This window comes from Streptomyces sp. NPDC102360, from assembly GCF_044766085.1.
GTDB lineage: Bacteria > Actinomycetota > Actinomycetes > Streptomycetales > Streptomycetaceae > Streptomyces.
Map to the genome: position 1 here is coordinate 1,774,289 of NZ_JBIWLG010000001.1, position 14,562 is coordinate 1,788,850.

Here is a 14,562-nt window from a genome sequence, read left to right on the forward strand (position 1 = left end):
TTGAGCGTTTGCAGCGCAGCTGTGCCGGTGTCCCGATGGGGTGTCCGCTCGGCCGTCGCGTCCCCGCCGCGCCTTCCTCGGTACGGTCCCCCCTTCGCCAGGAAGGCTCTCTGTGAGCGAATCAGCACGTGCCGACGACGCCCGGCAGCAGGACGCAGCGTCGGGCACCGCCCCCGTGACGTCCTTCGCGGACCTCGATCTGCCGGCCGCGGTGCTGCGCACGCTCGACGAGCACGGTGTGACGAAGCCCTTCCCCATCCAGGCGGCGGCGCTGCCGAACGCGCTCGCGGGACGGGACGTCCTCGGCCGGGGCCGCACCGGCTCCGGCAAGACCCTCGCCTTCGGCCTCGGGCTGCTCGCACGCACGGCCGGGCGGCGCGCGCAGCCCAAGGAACCCCTCGCCCTCGTGCTGGTGCCCACCCGGGAGCTGGCGCAGCAGGTCAGCGAGGCGCTCACGCCGTACGCCGAGGCGCTGCGACTGCGGCTCACGACCGTGGTGGGCGGCGTGTCCATCAGCCGGCAGTCCGCCGCGCTGCGGGACGGCGCCGAGGTCGTCGTGGCCACGCCCGGCCGACTGCACGACCTGATCGAGCGCAAGGGCTGCCGCCTCGGCCGGGTCGGCATCACGGTCCTGGACGAGGCCGACCAGATGTGCGACATGGGCTTCCTGCCGCAGGTCACCGAGATCCTGGACCAGGTGCGGACCGGCGGGCAGCGGATGCTGTTCTCCGCCACCCTCGACGGTGACGTCGACCAGCTGGTGCAGCGCTACCTGCGCGACCCGGCCGAGCACTCCGTGGACCCCTCGTCGAGCGCGGTCACCACGATCGAGCACCACGTCCTCGTCGTGCACGGCCCGGACCGGTGGTCCGTCGCCACCGAGATCGCCGCCCGCGACGGCCGCGTCCTGCTCTTCCTCGACACCAAGCACGGCGTCGACCAGCTCACCAAGCACCTGCGGGCCAGCGGCGTGGCCGCCGCCGCGCTGCACAGCGGCAAGGCCCAGCCGCAGCGCACCCGGACCCTGGCCCAGTTCAAGAAGGGCGAGATCACCGCGCTGGTGGCGACGAACGTCGCCGCACGCGGCCTGGACATCGACGACCTCGACCTCGTGGTCAACGTCGACCCGGCGACCGACCCCAAGGACTACCTCCACCGCGCGGGACGCACCGCCCGCGCCGGCCGCTCCGGCACCGTCGTGTCGCTCGTCCTGTCGGGCCAGCGCCGCGAGACGAGCCAGGTCATGGCGGACGCCGACGTCCGCGCGAAGGTCACCAAGGTGCGGTCCGGCGAGGCGGAACTGAGCCGTATCACCGGCGCCAGGGCCCCCTCAGGCAAGCCGCTGGACGGTGGTCCCGCACAGCGCCCCAAGAACCAGAACGCCCCGTTCCGCGGCCTGGGCAGCACCAAGGATCCGAAGAGCGGCGCCACCACCGGCGCGGGCTCGGGCTCCGGCTCGGGCGGCCGGGGCTCCCGCAAGACCAACGAGGCCCGCAAGCTCGCGGAGGCACGGAAGGCGGCGCGGGTCCGGCGCGGAGGCTGAACCCCGGCGCCGCGCCCACGGCCACTCACCCTCGCGCGGGCAGCGTGATGCCGTAGGCCCGCATCTTCCGGTAGATCGTCGTACGGGAGATGCCGAGCCGCTGCGCCGCCAGCAACTTGTTGCCGTCCGCCGCCAGCAGGGCCTGGACCAGGGTGTCGCGCTCGGAGGCCTCCCAGGCGCTGAGCGAGCGGCCGCCCGCGCTGTGCAGGGACGGCGGAAGGTCGCGGAGTTCGATCCGGTAGGTGCGGCGGCCCGCGGCGGCCTCGCGCAGGGCGGCGTCCAGTTGGCGGATGTTGCCGGGCCAGTCGTGCCGGCGCAGCAGAGGCAGCACTTCCGGTGCGCACTCGACATCCGCGCCCACGCGCCGCAGCAGACAGTCGACCAGGGCGGGGAGATCCGCGAGGCGGTGCCGCAGGGCGGGAACGGCCGCCGCTTCGAGGAAACAGCGCCTCAGCGGCTCGGGTACGCCATGTGCCTGGCGTAGCGTGCCCACGATCCAGGTGCCCTGGGCCACCGCGGCCTCCAAGGCCTGGGCGACGGCGGCGCCTTGCTCGGGCGCCACGGCGTCGACGTTCCGCAGGACCAGGGCGCGGCCCGCCCCCGCGGGTGCCTCGCGCAGTGCGGTCGCCAGGTCGCCCCCGGCTGCCTCGGCGTCCACCACGACGGGGGCCGAGGCCGCCCCGGTCAGCGCGTGCGCGGCACCGACCAGCGCCGACTTGCCCGTTCCGGCCGCGCCGTGGAGCAGGAGCGGCGTCCGCTCGCGGGCGCAGCGGCTCGCCGTGCGGGAGACGGCGTTCCACGCCGGGTCCGTCCCCGCCAGGCCCGGCAGCGGCCACGGCCTGCTCGCGTCCTGCTCCGCCCGCGTACGAGAACCGGAACGCGGCCGGTGCCCGCCGGAAGGGAGCTCCGCGAAGGCCAGCTCCAGCAGGTACCCGGCCGCGCCCGCCGAGCTGTCGACCTGGCGGCAGCGCATCAGGACGGTCTCCCCGCCGGTGAGTTGCACCTGCGTACGGGCGCGCGGCGCGTGCCCCAGTTCGGCGGCGGCCTCGTGCAGCAGCCGGTGGTCGTCGCCCGTGAGGCGGGCGGAGGCCGCGGAGTTGGCGAGTACGAGATCCTGGCCGAGACAGAGCACCGGCCGGTCACCGTAGTGGCTCACCTGCTGGAACGCCTCGAGCAGAGCGCGCTGGTGCGAGCTGCTGAACTCGTACATCACGCGCTCGATGTCACCGGCCGCCTCCTGCACCAGGGCTGCCATCAGCATGCGGGCCGGACCGTTCCAGCACGTCAGGTTCATGGCTCCCTCGACCCGACCGGTGACCGAGTTGCGGATCGGGGCGGCGGCGCAGGAGACACCCTGGAGACGTTCGTTGAAGTGCTCGGTGCCGAGGACCACGTTGGGACGGCGCTCCTCCAGGGCGACCCCGATGCCGTTCGTACCGACGAACTGTTCGGCGTAGTTGAAGCCGGGGGCCAGATGCACCCGGTCCAGATGCGTCGAGAGCCGCTTCTCCCCGACGCGGCGGTCGCGCACCCACCCCTTGCGGTCCGTCACGATCACCGAGGCGTCCGAACCCGCCAGCGCCTGCTCCAGCCGGTCCAGGACGGGCGCGGCGGCGCGGACCAGGCGGCTCTCCCGGTCGTAGTCCGGCTGGTAGGGGACGACCACCTCGTCCGTGCCGACCCCCAGGTACTTGGAACGCTGCCAGGAGTTGCGGATGCCCTCGGGCACGATCTGCGCAGGCGGTTCCGCATGCGTGAGGAACTGCAGGCGCGCTCGCGCGATGGTCCGGTCCCGCTCCGTGCTGTCACTGAGCATGGCGTCTCCGATGGGCCTGTTTCCGCCATATTACGAACGTGTTTGTACCCGACAACAGGCTGTTCGCCAAGACTCCCAGTGCGTTTTCCGCGCACTGGTACGGGAGTGGCCCCCGGTGTGTTCCACATTGAAAAACTCGACGGACCCCAGGGCCCCCACGCTGATGGTCGGCGCCGCACAACGGGTGCGGCGCCCACCGTCGAGCACAGGAGCCCGCTATGACTTCCGCCGACAACGCACCCCGCACCGCGATCGTCACCGGCGCTGCCCGCGGCATCGGCCGCGGCATCGCGGAGCGGCTCGCCGCGGACGGACTCGATGTCGCCGTCGCCGACCTCCCTGGCATGAGCGAGGAGTTGGGCGAAGTGGCGGCCGGCATCGAGAAGACCGGCCGCCGGTCCCTCGCCGTGCACGCCGACGTGTCCAGCAAGGAACAGACCGACGCCCTCGTCGAAGAGGTCGCAGGGCGCTTCGGCAGGGTCGACGTCTACGTCGCCAACGCCGGGATCGCCAGGGTCACTCCGCTGCTCGACACCGGCCTCGACGAGTTCGAGCAGATCATGGCCGTGAACCTGCGCGGCGTCTTCCTCTCCTACCAGGCAGCCGCCCGGCAGATGATCGCCCAGGGCGGCGGCGGAAAGATCATCGGTGCCGCGTCCATCGTCGCGTACCGCCCGTTCGCGCTGCTCGGCACCTACTCGGCGTCCAAGTGGGGTGTACGCGGTCTGACCCAGGCCGCCGCCATGGAGTGGGCGCAGCACGGCATCACCGTCAACGCGTACTGCCCGGGCATCGTCGGCACCGACATGTGGGACCTCATCGATGAGCGCCTCGCCCAGGAGGAGGGGCTGCAGAAGGGCCGGGCCATCAAGAAGTACGCGGAGGCGATCGCGCTCGGCCGCGTCGAGGAGCCCACGGACGTCGCGTCCTTCGTCTCCTACCTGGCCTCGCGCGACTCGGACTACATGACAGGACAGTCCGTCATGATCGACGGCGGCATCCAGTTCTCCTGACGCACACCGAGAAACCGAGGACCTGAGGACCTGAGGAGACAGATGTATTCCAAGGACGGCGAGAACTACTTCATCGTCGACGCGCACATCGCGCTCTGGGACGCACGCCCCGAGAACCAACTCAACATCCACGGCAAGCAGTTCATCGACTGCTTCTACGACTACCACCGCAACCTCAGCCCGGAATCGGAGCTGTGGCCGTACGAGGAGTACCTCTACTACGGCGGCGAACGCCTGATGAAGGACCTCTTCGTCGACGGGTACGTCGACCACGCCATCTTCCAGCCCGCACGCCTCGGAGCGTTCTACCGGAACGGCTTCGGGCAGACGGAGGAAGCCTTCGCGCTCGCCCAGAAGCACCCCGACAAGCTGACGTACAACCACTCCTGGGACCCCCGGTACGAGCAGCATGGGCTCGACCAACTGCGGCGCGACGCCGAGCGGTTCCAGCTCAAGGGCGTCAAGCTGTACACCGCCGAGTGGAAGGGCGACAGCCGCGGCTACAAGCTCGACGACCCGTGGACGTACCGCTATCTCGAGGTGTGTCAGGAACTCGGGATCAACAACGTGCACGTCCACAAGGGGCCGACGATCCGTCCGCTCGACCGGGACGCCTTCGACGTGGCGGACGTCGACAAGGTGGCCACGCAGTTCCCCGAGATGAACTTCGTCGTCGAGCACTGCGGACTGCCCCGCCTCGAGGACTTCTGCTGGATCGCCACGCAGGAGCCCAACGTGCACGCGGGCCTCGCCGTCGCGATCCCCTTCATCCACACCCGGCCGCGGTACTTCGCGCAGATCATCGGCGAACTGCTCTACTGGCTGGACGAGGACCGCATCCAGTTCTCCAGCGACTACGCGCTGTGGACACCCCGCTGGCTGATCGAGCGGTTCGTCGACTTCCAGATTCCCGAGGACATGACACCCGAGTACGCGCCGATCACCCTGGCGCAGAAGAAGAAGATCCTCGGGCTGAACGCGGCGGCCATGTACGACATCGAGGTCCCGGCCGGCCTCGGTGTCGGCGCACCGGCGGTGGCCTGACATGCGCGCCGACGAACGGGAACGGTCCGCCCGCGCCGCCCTCGACACCGTCCTCGACCCGGAACTGGACGAGCCGATCACCGACCTGGGCTTCGTACGCTCCGTGACGGTGACCCCCGACGGGGCGCTCACCGTCCGCCTCAGGCTCCCCACCTCGTTCTGCTCGCCCAACTTCGCGTACCTCATGGCCTCGGACTCCAAGGACGCGCTGACGGCACTGCCCTGGACGCGCGACGTCGTGGTGCTGCTCGACGACCACCACGACTCGGACCTCATCAACCAGGGTCTCGCCGCGGACGCGGGCTACCGCGGCACGTTCGGTGCCGAGGCCGAGAAGGACCTCGAAGCGCTGCGGCTGACGTTCCGCCGCAAGGCCCATTCCGCGGCGATGGAGCGGGCGTTGACCCACCTGCTCCGCGAGAACCCCGACCTCACCGGGGAGGACCTCCACGGCGTGGTCCTCGGGGACCTCCCCGACGCGGCGACCTCCGGTGCGCTGCTGCGGCGGCGCGAGGCGCTCGGCCTCGGCGTGGCCTCGTCCGACCCGGTCCTCGTGGACGAGGAAGGGCGGCGCTTCCCGCCGGGCGAGATCCCGCTCCGGCTGCGCTTCGCCCGCGCGGTCCGGGTGTCGATCGACGGCAACGCGCACTTCTGCCGGGGGCTGCTGCGCACCCGCTATCCGCAGTCCGCGGCCGATCAATCGAAGGAGAAGGTCTCATGAAGGCAGTCCAGGTCGTGGGCTACGGCAAGAACCTCGAGATGGCCGAGGTCCAAACCCCCGAGATCACCGGACCGTTCGACGTCATCGTCAGGATCGGCGGCGCCGGCGTGTGCCGCACCGACATCCACATCCTCGAGGGGCAGTGGGCGCAGAAGTCCGGCGTGACACTGCCCTACACGATCGGCCACGAGAACGCCGGCTGGGTGCACGCCGTCGGCAGCGCCGTCACCAACGTCGCCGAGGGCGACAAGGTCATCGTGCACCCGCTGATCACCTGCGGTCTTTGCCGGGCCTGCCGGGCGGGCGACGACGTGCACTGCGAGAACAACCGGTTCCCGGGCATCGACACGGCCGGGGGCTACGCCGAGTACCTGAAGACCTCCGCGCGCAGCGTGGTACGGATCGACGACTCCCTCGAACCGGCCGACGTGGCGGCGCTCGCCGACGCGGGCCTTACGGCGTATCACGCCGCGGCCAAGGCGGCCCGCAAACTGCGGCCGGGGGACGGCTGCGTCGTGATCGGCGCGGGCGGCCTCGGCCACATCGGCGTACAGGTCCTCAAGGCCCTCACCGCGGCCGAACTCGTCGTCGTCGACCGCAACCCCGACGCCGTGGCCCTGGCCACGTCCATCGGGGCCGACCACGGTGTCGTCGCCGACGGCGGGCACGTCGACCGGGTGCGCGAACTGACCGGCGGACAAGGGGCGGAGGCGGTCATCGACTTCGTCGGCGAGGGCGGCTCCACCAAGGACGGCGTCGCCATGCTGCGCCCGGCCGGTGACTACCACGTGGTCGGCTACGGCGAGAACATCGACGTCCCGACCATCGACATCATCTCCGCCGAGATCAACTTCATCGGCAACCTGGTCGGCTCCTATAACGACCTGTGCGAACTGATGGTCCTTGCCGCACAGGGACGCGTCCGCCTGCACACCGCGAAGTACCCCCTCGACCGCTTCCAGGACGCGCTGGACGACCTGGAGAGCGGGCGGATCCGAGGCAGGGCGATCCTCACGCCGTGACGGCAGGCACCCTTTCCAGCGCCGGCCGCTCGATCTCCGTCAGAAAGTCGAGGGTGTCGATCGGCTGGTCGGTGAAGTAGTCGGCGACGAGCCGGGAGAACTCCTTGCCCCGTTCGAGGTTGGGCAGATGGTCCGCCTCGCGGATGAGGGAGAACTGCCCCTGCTGAATCGTTGCGGCGACTTCGCGCACACGGTCCGGAGTGGAGAACTCGTCGAACTCACCCGTGAAGCACAGGGTCGGCACGTCGGGGATGCCACCGGGAGGAAGACCCGGCGTGGCGAGGACGCGCTCCAGGATGGCGACGTGCCGGGGCACATCGGCCTCGGTGATGGCGCTCATCGTGCAGGCCAGCAGCCGGGCCGTCACGGCGCGCTTGCGGACGGGCCGGTCCGGGTGGGCCATGAGCGCATCGACCGTCACCCGGCCGTACGCGCTCGAAATGTCGCCGGAGGCGAGGCTGTCGACCATGGCCCGCAGCGCTGTCCGGCACTCCGCGGGGTACTCCATGGAAGCCCCGGCCAGCATCAGCCGCTCGACACGCTCGGGACGCTGTTGGACCAGCCGGTACGCGATGGGAACGCCGTAGGAGGCGGCGAACAGATTGACGGAGCCCAACTCCAACTGCGCCAGCAGATCGCCCAGCACCTCGGCGAGGAAATCGAAGCCGTACTCCGCCGGCAGGTCATCGGCCTTGCCCGACCCGGGGAGGTCGACGGTGATGACCGTCGCGATCTCCGTCCACGGTTTCTCCAGGCGCCGGAAGGCGTACATGTCCTGGAAGGAGCCGCCCAGCAGAACGATGGGCTCTGTCCGAGGAGCGGGGTTCTCGACGATGCGGCAGTCATAGTCGAACCCTCTGAAATGCAGCCGACGCACGATTTCCTCAGGCATGAGCAGGTGACTCCTTGTAGCAGCGGGCAATGGTCACCAAGCCCAACGAACATCGGCTGATGGGGTAATGGATCAGGCGCCGCTCCACCCGGCCGTGCTGGCATACGAGTCGAGGAGGTCCACCACGAAGACGAGGGTCGAGCCCGCCGGGATCAACGGTGACGGCGACTGCTTGCCGTAGCCGAGACGAGGGGGAACGACGATCTCGCGTCGACCGCCGACCTTCATCCCCTTCACCCCTCGGTCCCAACCCTTGATGACCCTGCCACTGCCCAGAGCGAACTTGAACGGCTGCCCCCGGTCCCAGGAGGCGTCGAACTCCTTCCCGGACTCGAAGACCACCCCGACGTAGTGGACTCTGACCACCATGCCCGGCTTCACCTCGCGGCCGTCCCCGACGACCAGGTCCCGGATGGTCAACTCGGTAGGCGTGTCACCCTCCGGAACGTCGACCTCGGGCTTCGTCAGTTCACTCATTGCACCCTCTTCACTTTCCGCGACATACCCTTCGTGCACATCGTGGCAGGGTCCCAACAGAAACCGCGGGTAACGGCCCGGCGCCGGGGGCCTCCCGCTCGCGCCCGCCGTGCTGGCAGACTGGGGCGGGTGAGCAGCAACGACACCAGCGCCCGGGTGGGCGACCCCGATGGCGCCGCAGCGGTGAGCTCCGCGAAGGAGGACGGGCGGGTCGAGCGGGGCAACCGCACCCGGCGCCTCGTGCTGCGCCGGACCGTCGACATCGCCTCTGTCGAGGGACTCGAAGCCCTGTCGGTGGGACGGCTCGCGACCGAGCTCGGGCTGAGCAAGAGCGGGGTGTTCGCGCTGTTCGGCTCCAAGGAGGAGTTGCAACTGGCCACGGTGCGGGCCGCGTCGAAGATTTTCGTCGACGAGGTGCTCGAGCCGGTGGACGGCGTCCCCGCCGGAGTGACCCGCCTCGCGCGCCTCTGCGAGAGCTGGCTCGGCTATTCGCAGCGCCGGGTGTTTCCCGGGGGCTGCTTCTTCTCTGCGGTGATGGCCGAGTTCGACGCCCGGCAGGGCCCGGTGCACGACGCGCTCGTGCAGTCGCTGGCGACGTGGATGGCGTACGTGGAGGGGTGCGCGGTGGACGCGCGGGCAGGCGGTGAACTCCGCGACGACACCGATACGGCGCAGCTGGCCTTCGAGTTGGTGGCGTTGATGGACACGGCCAACGCGCACTCGCTCCTGACCGCGGAGACACTGCCGTACGACCGGGCGCGGACGGGCATCACCTCCAGGCTGCGTGCGACGGCAACGGATTCCGCGCTGGTGCCCCAAATCCCCTGAGGTGCAAGGCCGTTCATCTTCGCTCACGCGGCAAAAGTAGTAGCACGACCGGTCGTTTAGTTTTATGCTCGGCGTCATGACAACTCGACCCGTGACCTCCCGGCTGCTGCGCACCCGCTGGCGCTCCGGCCCCGTACCCTTGACCCTGTGCCCCGTCGTCGTGAGCGTCACCGACTTCACCGCGACGAGCCATCCGCAGGCGGGCGCGATCGCCCTCGCGGGCCTGCGTCTGCGCCGCACCTGGCCCCGGACCCCGGGCGCGCTCGGCATGTGGCTGTGGGCCGAGGTGGCGAGCCGACGCTCGGGCTCGGTGAGCGTGTGGCGCGACGAGGGCGCGCTCGGGGAGTTCGTCGGCCGCCCCGACCACATCGCGGTCGTCAGGGCCCACCGGGGGCGCGGCACGATGCGGGCCGCCGCCTGGGAGGCCGAGGACTTCGATCCGTATGCCGTGTGGAGCCGGGCGCGCGCCCTGCTCACCGGCACGACTTCCTGGCCGCAGGGCTTCGTTCGCCTGGAGGACGCGTGACGAACTTCGTGGAGCTGGACCGCATCGCCGCGCTGGAGACCTTACGACTCGTGCGCGGCGCGGCAGCCGCCGCCGACGACGGAAAGGAGATCTGGGACCGGCCGACCCCCTGCGCCGGCTGGACCCTGCTCGATCTCCTCGGCCACATGACGGCGCAGAACCACGGCTTCGCGGCGGCCGCACGGGGAGAGGGCGGGCTGCCCGCACTCTGGCGGGTGCCGGACATCGCCGCCGACCCGGCGCGCGCGTATGGGGAGTCCGTGGCCGCGCTCATCGTGCCGTTCGCCGAAGCGGGCGGCGGCGAGCGGGAGTTCGTACTGCCCGAACTGGGCCGCGCGCTTCCCGGCCGGGTGGCCGTGTCGTTCCACTTCCTGGACCTTGCGGTGCATGCCTGGGACCTCGCCCGTACCCTCGCGCTGGAGGTTCAACTCCCGTACAGCATCTGGGAGTCGGCCCTGCGATTGGCGCGCCGCGTGCCGACCGACGAGCAGACACGCGGGCCCGACGCCTTCTTCGCCCCGGCCCGGCCGACGTCCGCGCAGTCGACACCCCTGACGGAGACCTTGACCCTTCTCGGCCGGAGCCCCCACTGGGCCCGCGAACCGTCCGACAACTAGCTGGGCTCAGAGATGGCCGTCCAGGAGCTTCCGTACCTCGGCGGTGGTCATGGGACCCGTGCCGTGCGCCACCGCCTCGCCCTCCTTCAGCAGGACGCAGGACGGGGCTCCGGTGATCCCGTATCGCTCGGTCGCGGCCGGACAGCGCGTGATGTCGGCGCGGACGGCCGTCAGGCGACCCGTGAACTCGTCGGCGATGCCACCCACGACGAGGTCCATCACCCGGCAGGGCTCGATCGCCTTGGGCCAAGTCCCGGTGAAGTACGCGAGGACCGGCACTCCGCTCATCCCGAGGATGAAATCGAACTCCGCGTCCTCACGGGGCCGGTGAACCCGCTGCGCCATGAAAGCTCCTGACCTTACGTTCCGTCGTTCCGGCCCATCATCCCTCGTGGCGCGTCAGCCGCCCCGAAGGCCGACCGCCAGCGTCAGTTCGAGGACCCGGTTCGGCGATCCGAGATCCGGAAACAGATCCCGCAGCTGCGACATCCGGTACCGGACCGTCTGGGGATGGATGAACAAGGCCGCCGCCACCTCGTCCCGCCTGCCCTGGTGCAGCAGCCACGCCCGCAACGTCTCCTCAAGCCGCCGTGCGGTCGCGACAGGCAAGGTCCCGAGCGGTGCGAGGGCTCGGGCCCGCAGGTCCGCGAACGCGTCCACGTCGGCGCTCAGCACCAGCTCGGGCAGGTGGTCCTCGGTGTCGCGAATATCAGAGGAGAGGGAACGCGCACGTACGACTCGTGCGTACGAGGCGGACGCACGAGCCCATGGCCGGGCCGGGCCGACCACGGCGCCGCGGTCGGTCAGCTGCCGCAAGAGACGTGATCGGTCGGCATCGGGGACGAGCAGCACACCGGTGGCGTCCGGCAGATCGTCGAGGACGAGGGTGCTCGGGTCGAGCGTGCGGTAGGTGGGCCGGGCCTGTGCGGCGGGGAGCAGGACCGCGGTCAGTGAATCCGGAGGCTGCCACCCGGCCCGTTGTGCGGAGGCGAGGAGCACGTCCGGGCCCGCGCCGGCGAGCAGGTCGCGGGCCAGGTGTTCGAGGTGCAGCTCGTGGGCCCTGCCCCGGGCGGCCAGCTCGTCGGCGTGGCCCGCGGCGCTCGCGGCGGAGAGCTCGTCGATGTAGGCGAAGGTCAGCTCGGCGAACTTGGCGACCTCGGCGGCGGGCAGCCCCGCGGGTACGGCACCCGCTGCCAGGCATCGCCAGGCCACGCGGGCGCCGACCCGGTAGGCGCCGAGCAGGGCGTCCATCGAACGGCCGTCGCGCACCTCGCCGCGGCCCAACTCGTAGGCCGCTTCACCGGCGTCGCCGCCCGTGGCCTTCCCGCTCGCGAGGTCCAGGTAGTGCCCCAGGGCGGTGCGGACGGCTCTGCGGATGGTGGCGCCCATGTGGCCCGTAAGGGCGTTGGCGTAGGAAGGGACCTCGTCGATGATCGCCTGGACGACCTCGTCGGCGGTGGTCTTCAGTGTGGCCCGCAGCGCGGTGACCGTCGTCTCGTCCAGGGCCAGTTCGCTGGCCCTCTGGATTGCATGGCTCACGTTTTTGTTCCCTGCGAACAATTCGGTCGACTCGATTTACGTCCTGTGGTCAGGACTTTACGCCTTGAGGCACAGCAAGCTGGTGCCATGACGAGTACAGCCCTCCGCAGCAGGGCGTGGAAACTGCTGGAGATGGTCACGACGCCGCTGTTGCCGTCGGACTACCTCGACCTGGCCAGCCCGCTGCGTGCGGGCGCCGACCTGCGTGGGCGCATCGAGGCCGTGCACCCCGAGACGGGTGACGCCGCGACCATCGTGATCAGGCCCGGCCGGGGCTGGCGCGGCCACACGGCCGGTCAGTACGTGCGGATCGGGGTCGACGTCGACGGGGTGCGCCTGTGGCGTGCCTACTCCCTCACCTCACCGACGCACCGCCAGGACGGCCGCATCACGATCACCGTGAAGGCGATCCCGGACGGCAAGGTCAGCAACCATCTGGTCCGCAGGGCGAAGCCGGGCACGCTGATCCAGCTCGACCAGCCGACCGGTGATTTCGTGCTGCCGAGGGCCAAGCCCGCCAAGGTGCTCTACCTGACGGCCGGCAGCGGCATCACACCTGTGATGGGCATGCTGCGCGACACCCGGTTCGACGACGTCGCCATGATCCACTGCGCGCCACGGCCGCAGGACGTGATCTTCCGCGACGAACTGCACGGCCTGGTCGCGGACAAGAACGTGCGGCTCACCGAGGTGCACACCGACACGGACGGCAAGCTCGACATCGCCCGTCTCGACGAACTCGTGCCCGACTGGACCGAGCGCGAGACCTGGGCCTGCGGTCCCGCGGGTCTGCTCGACGCCGCCGAAGAGCACTGGACCGAGCACGGTCTCCAAGAGCGCCTGCACACCGAACGTTTCCGCCCCAGCATCGTCGTCGCCGGCGACGGCGGCGAGGTCACGTTCAGCACCACCGGCAAGACCGTCCAGGCAGACGGTGCCACGCCGCTGCTCGACGCCGGCGAGGAAGCCGGCGTCCTCATGCCCTCCGGATGCCGCATGGGCATCTGCTTCGGCTGCGTCACGCCGCTCAAGGCGGGCGCCGTCCGCGACCTGCGCACCGGCGAGATCACCGAGGCCGAGCCGGGCGTCCTCATCCAGACCTGCGTGTCCGCCGCGGCGGGCCCCTGCGACATCGAACGGTAGGAGCACCGTGACCGCCATCGACCCCACCGCCCACCTGACCGCGGAGCAGATCGAGGATCTCGGCCGCGAACTGGACGCGATCCGCGACGAGGTGATCGCAGGACGCGGAGAGAAGGACGCCGCCTACATCCGGAAGGTCATCTCGGCGCAGCGCACGCTCGAACTGGTCAGCAGGGGAGTCCTGCTGTTCTCGATCTTCCCGCCCGCGTGGCTGCTCGGCACCGCCGGTCTGTCCGTGGCGAAAATCATGGACAACATGGAGATCGGCCACAACATCCTGCACGGCCAGTGGGACTGGATGCGGGACCCGAAGATCCACTCCACCACCTGGGAGTGGGACCACGTCTCGCCGTCCGATCAGTGGAAGCACTCGCACAACGAGCTGCACCACACGTACACGAACGTGATCGGCAAGGACAACGACCTCGGCTACGGCATCATGCGCGTCGACGAGGACCAGAAGTGGCACCCGTTCCACCTCGGCCAGCCGGTGTGGAACTTCCTCAACGCCTGCTTCTTCGAGTACGGCATCGCGGCCTACGACCTGGAGCTCGGCAAGAACCTGAACAAGCGCCGCCGCAAGAACCCGGAGTTCCGCGAGCGGGCCAAGGCCGTGGGCCGCAAGATCCGTAAGCAGGTGCTCAAGGACTACGTGATCCACCCGCTGCTCTCGGGCCCGTCGTTCCTGCCCACGCTCGGTGCCACGTTCACCGCGAACCTGGTCCGCAACATCTGGTCCCACTCGGTGATCATGTGTGGGCACTTCCCGGAGGGCGTGCAGGTCTTCGAGCGCCGCTCGATCAAGGGCGAGACGCGCGGCCAGTGGTACCTGCGCCAGATGATGGGCTCGGCGAACATCAGCGGCAGCAAGGCCATGCACTTCATGAGCGGCAACCTGTCGCACCAGATCGAGCACCACCTGTTCCCGGACCTGCCGAGCAACCGGTACGCCGAGGTCGCGGTGAAGGTGCGCGCGCTGTTCGAGAAGTACGAACTGGACTACGTCACCGGGCCGCTGCCCAAGCAGGTGTTCTCCGCTTGGCACAAGGTCTTCCGGCTCTCGCTGCCGAACCAGAAGCCCAAGCCCAAGCCCAAGGCCGAGGCCGAGGTCGAGGCGCCGGAGCGTGAGCGGCAGCTCGTCGCGGTCTGACTCCCGGTATGGGTAAGCCAAGATCGGGATAAGTTGGCGTGAATTGGACGCACGTTACCTATCGGTATGCATCGACTTGATTGGCGATCAACAGTAGAACTCGTTCCCATTCCGTTGAGAGTGAGGAACGTGCAATGACCGACTCAACCCGTCCTGAAATGGTCCGTAACGGGATCTCCCGCCGAGGCTTCCTCGCAGGAACAAGTTCTCTTCTCGGCGCCGTGGCCCTCA

At 69.9% G+C, this 14,562-nt stretch carries 15 protein-coding genes; 10 read left to right on the forward strand and 5 right to left on the reverse strand.

What is annotated here, in order from left to right:
* Positions 1–112 precede the first annotated feature (112 nt).
* A complete protein-coding gene (locus ACIRHA_RS08110; protein ID WP_403841307.1) occupies positions 113–1,543 on the forward strand; it encodes a DEAD/DEAH box helicase in 1,431 nt (476 codons plus the stop codon).
* Positions 1,544–1,568: 25 nt separating this feature from the next.
* Here ACIRHA_RS08110 and ACIRHA_RS08115 read toward each other — a convergent pair whose 3' ends face one another.
* Positions 1,569–3,359, reverse strand: a complete 1,791-nt coding sequence (locus ACIRHA_RS08115) for a sigma-54-dependent Fis family transcriptional regulator (RefSeq protein ID WP_403841310.1) — start codon at positions 3,357–3,359, stop codon at positions 1,569–1,571.
* Positions 3,360–3,577: 218 nt separating this feature from the next.
* On the opposite strand from ACIRHA_RS08115, the gene ACIRHA_RS08120 reads away from it, so the two are divergent.
* Genes ACIRHA_RS08120 through ACIRHA_RS08135 form a run of 4 tightly spaced genes read left to right on the forward strand, consistent with a single transcriptional unit; the run spans position 3,578 to position 7,159 of the window.
* Positions 3,578–4,372, forward strand: coding sequence for an acetoin reductase (locus tag ACIRHA_RS08120; RefSeq protein ID WP_403841313.1), 795 nt, complete (start codon positions 3,578–3,580; stop codon positions 4,370–4,372).
* 42 nt (positions 4,373–4,414) lie between these two features.
* Positions 4,415–5,416 carry an amidohydrolase family protein gene (locus tag ACIRHA_RS08125; RefSeq protein WP_403841316.1) on the forward strand — a complete coding sequence of 334 codons (1,002 nt, stop codon included), beginning with the start codon at positions 4,415–4,417 and terminating at the stop codon, positions 5,414–5,416.
* Position 5,417: 1 nt separating this feature from the next.
* Positions 5,418–6,137, forward strand: a complete 720-nt coding sequence (locus tag ACIRHA_RS08130; RefSeq protein WP_403841318.1) for a metal-sulfur cluster assembly factor — start codon at positions 5,418–5,420, stop codon at positions 6,135–6,137.
* The gene (locus ACIRHA_RS08135) at positions 6,134–7,159 is read left to right on the forward strand and encodes an NAD(P)-dependent alcohol dehydrogenase (RefSeq protein ID WP_403841321.1); all 1,026 of its coding nucleotides are present in this window, start codon (positions 6,134–6,136) and stop codon (positions 7,157–7,159) included. The genes ACIRHA_RS08130 and ACIRHA_RS08135 overlap by 4 nt, the downstream gene beginning before the upstream one ends.
* Here the strand turns inward: ACIRHA_RS08135 and ACIRHA_RS08140 are convergent.
* Positions 7,149–8,051: an alpha/beta fold hydrolase gene (locus ACIRHA_RS08140; RefSeq protein WP_403841324.1), complete on the reverse strand. Its 903-nt coding sequence runs from the start codon at positions 8,049–8,051 to the stop codon at positions 7,149–7,151. The two genes, ACIRHA_RS08135 and ACIRHA_RS08140, sit on opposite strands and share 11 nt — an antisense overlap.
* Positions 8,052–8,123: 72 nt before the next feature.
* Complete coding sequence (locus ACIRHA_RS08145) at positions 8,124–8,528, reverse strand: FKBP-type peptidyl-prolyl cis-trans isomerase (protein ID WP_403841326.1); 405 nt, start codon at positions 8,526–8,528, stop codon at positions 8,124–8,126.
* A gap of 183 nt (positions 8,529–8,711) precedes the next feature.
* Between ACIRHA_RS08145 and ACIRHA_RS08150 the strand changes: the two genes are divergently transcribed.
* The 3 genes from ACIRHA_RS08150 (at position 8,712) to ACIRHA_RS08160 (ending at position 10,499) form a co-directional block, all read left to right on the forward strand.
* Positions 8,712–9,356: a TetR/AcrR family transcriptional regulator gene (locus ACIRHA_RS08150; protein WP_403842194.1), complete on the forward strand. Its 645-nt coding sequence runs from the start codon at positions 8,712–8,714 to the stop codon at positions 9,354–9,356.
* 76 nt (positions 9,357–9,432) lie between these two features.
* Positions 9,433–9,882 carry a hypothetical protein gene (locus tag ACIRHA_RS08155; protein WP_403841328.1) on the forward strand — a complete coding sequence of 150 codons (450 nt, stop codon included), beginning with the start codon at positions 9,433–9,435 and terminating at the stop codon, positions 9,880–9,882.
* Entirely contained in the window at positions 9,879–10,499 is a 621-nt protein-coding gene (locus ACIRHA_RS08160; RefSeq protein WP_403841330.1) for a TIGR03086 family metal-binding protein, read from the forward strand. The genes ACIRHA_RS08155 and ACIRHA_RS08160 overlap by 4 nt, the downstream gene beginning before the upstream one ends.
* A 6-nt stretch (positions 10,500–10,505) precedes the next feature.
* Here ACIRHA_RS08160 and ACIRHA_RS08165 read toward each other — a convergent pair whose 3' ends face one another.
* Both ACIRHA_RS08165 and ACIRHA_RS08170 read right to left on the reverse strand, forming a co-directional pair.
* Positions 10,506–10,844 (reverse strand): thioredoxin family protein, encoded by a 339-nt coding sequence (locus ACIRHA_RS08165; protein ID WP_403841332.1) that lies wholly within the window; start codon positions 10,842–10,844, stop codon positions 10,506–10,508.
* 54 nt (positions 10,845–10,898) lie between these two features.
* Positions 10,899–12,038 carry a PucR family transcriptional regulator gene (locus tag ACIRHA_RS08170; protein ID WP_403841334.1) on the reverse strand — a complete coding sequence of 380 codons (1,140 nt, stop codon included), beginning with the start codon at positions 12,036–12,038 and terminating at the stop codon, positions 10,899–10,901.
* 87 nt (positions 12,039–12,125) lie between these two features.
* Between ACIRHA_RS08170 and ACIRHA_RS08175 the strand changes: the two genes are divergently transcribed.
* A complete protein-coding gene (locus ACIRHA_RS08175) occupies positions 12,126–13,181 on the forward strand; it encodes a ferredoxin reductase (protein WP_403841337.1) in 1,056 nt (351 codons plus the stop codon).
* Positions 13,182–13,188: 7 nt separating this feature from the next.
* Positions 13,189–14,331 (forward strand): fatty acid desaturase family protein, encoded by a 1,143-nt coding sequence (locus ACIRHA_RS08180; protein ID WP_403841339.1) that lies wholly within the window; start codon positions 13,189–13,191, stop codon positions 14,329–14,331.
* The last annotated feature ends 231 nt before the right edge of the window (positions 14,332–14,562 follow it).

Bases quoted from the DNA above. Each gene is read 5' to 3' on its own strand.
- ACIRHA_RS08130 (WP_403841318.1), top strand. From the start codon at position 5,418: ATGCGCGCCGACGAACGGGAACGGTCCGCCCGCGCCGCCCTCGACACC.
- ACIRHA_RS08145 (WP_403841326.1), bottom strand. From the start codon at position 8,528: ATGAGTGAACTGACGAAGCCCGAGGTCGACGTTCCGGAGGGTGACACG.
- ACIRHA_RS08175 (WP_403841337.1), top strand. From the start codon at position 12,126: ATGACGAGTACAGCCCTCCGCAGCAGGGCGTGGAAACTGCTGGAGATG.
- ACIRHA_RS08120 (WP_403841313.1), top strand. From the start codon at position 3,578: ATGACTTCCGCCGACAACGCACCCCGCACCGCGATCGTCACCGGCGCT.
- ACIRHA_RS08125 (WP_403841316.1), top strand. From the start codon at position 4,415: ATGTATTCCAAGGACGGCGAGAACTACTTCATCGTCGACGCGCACATC.
- ACIRHA_RS08140 (WP_403841324.1), bottom strand. From the start codon at position 8,051: ATGCCTGAGGAAATCGTGCGTCGGCTGCATTTCAGAGGGTTCGACTAT.
- ACIRHA_RS08165 (WP_403841332.1), bottom strand. From the start codon at position 10,844: ATGGCGCAGCGGGTTCACCGGCCCCGTGAGGACGCGGAGTTCGATTTC.
- ACIRHA_RS08135 (WP_403841321.1), top strand. From the start codon at position 6,134: ATGAAGGCAGTCCAGGTCGTGGGCTACGGCAAGAACCTCGAGATGGCC.
- ACIRHA_RS08155 (WP_403841328.1), top strand. From the start codon at position 9,433: ATGACAACTCGACCCGTGACCTCCCGGCTGCTGCGCACCCGCTGGCGC.
- ACIRHA_RS08115 (WP_403841310.1), bottom strand. From the start codon at position 3,359: ATGCTCAGTGACAGCACGGAGCGGGACCGGACCATCGCGCGAGCGCGC.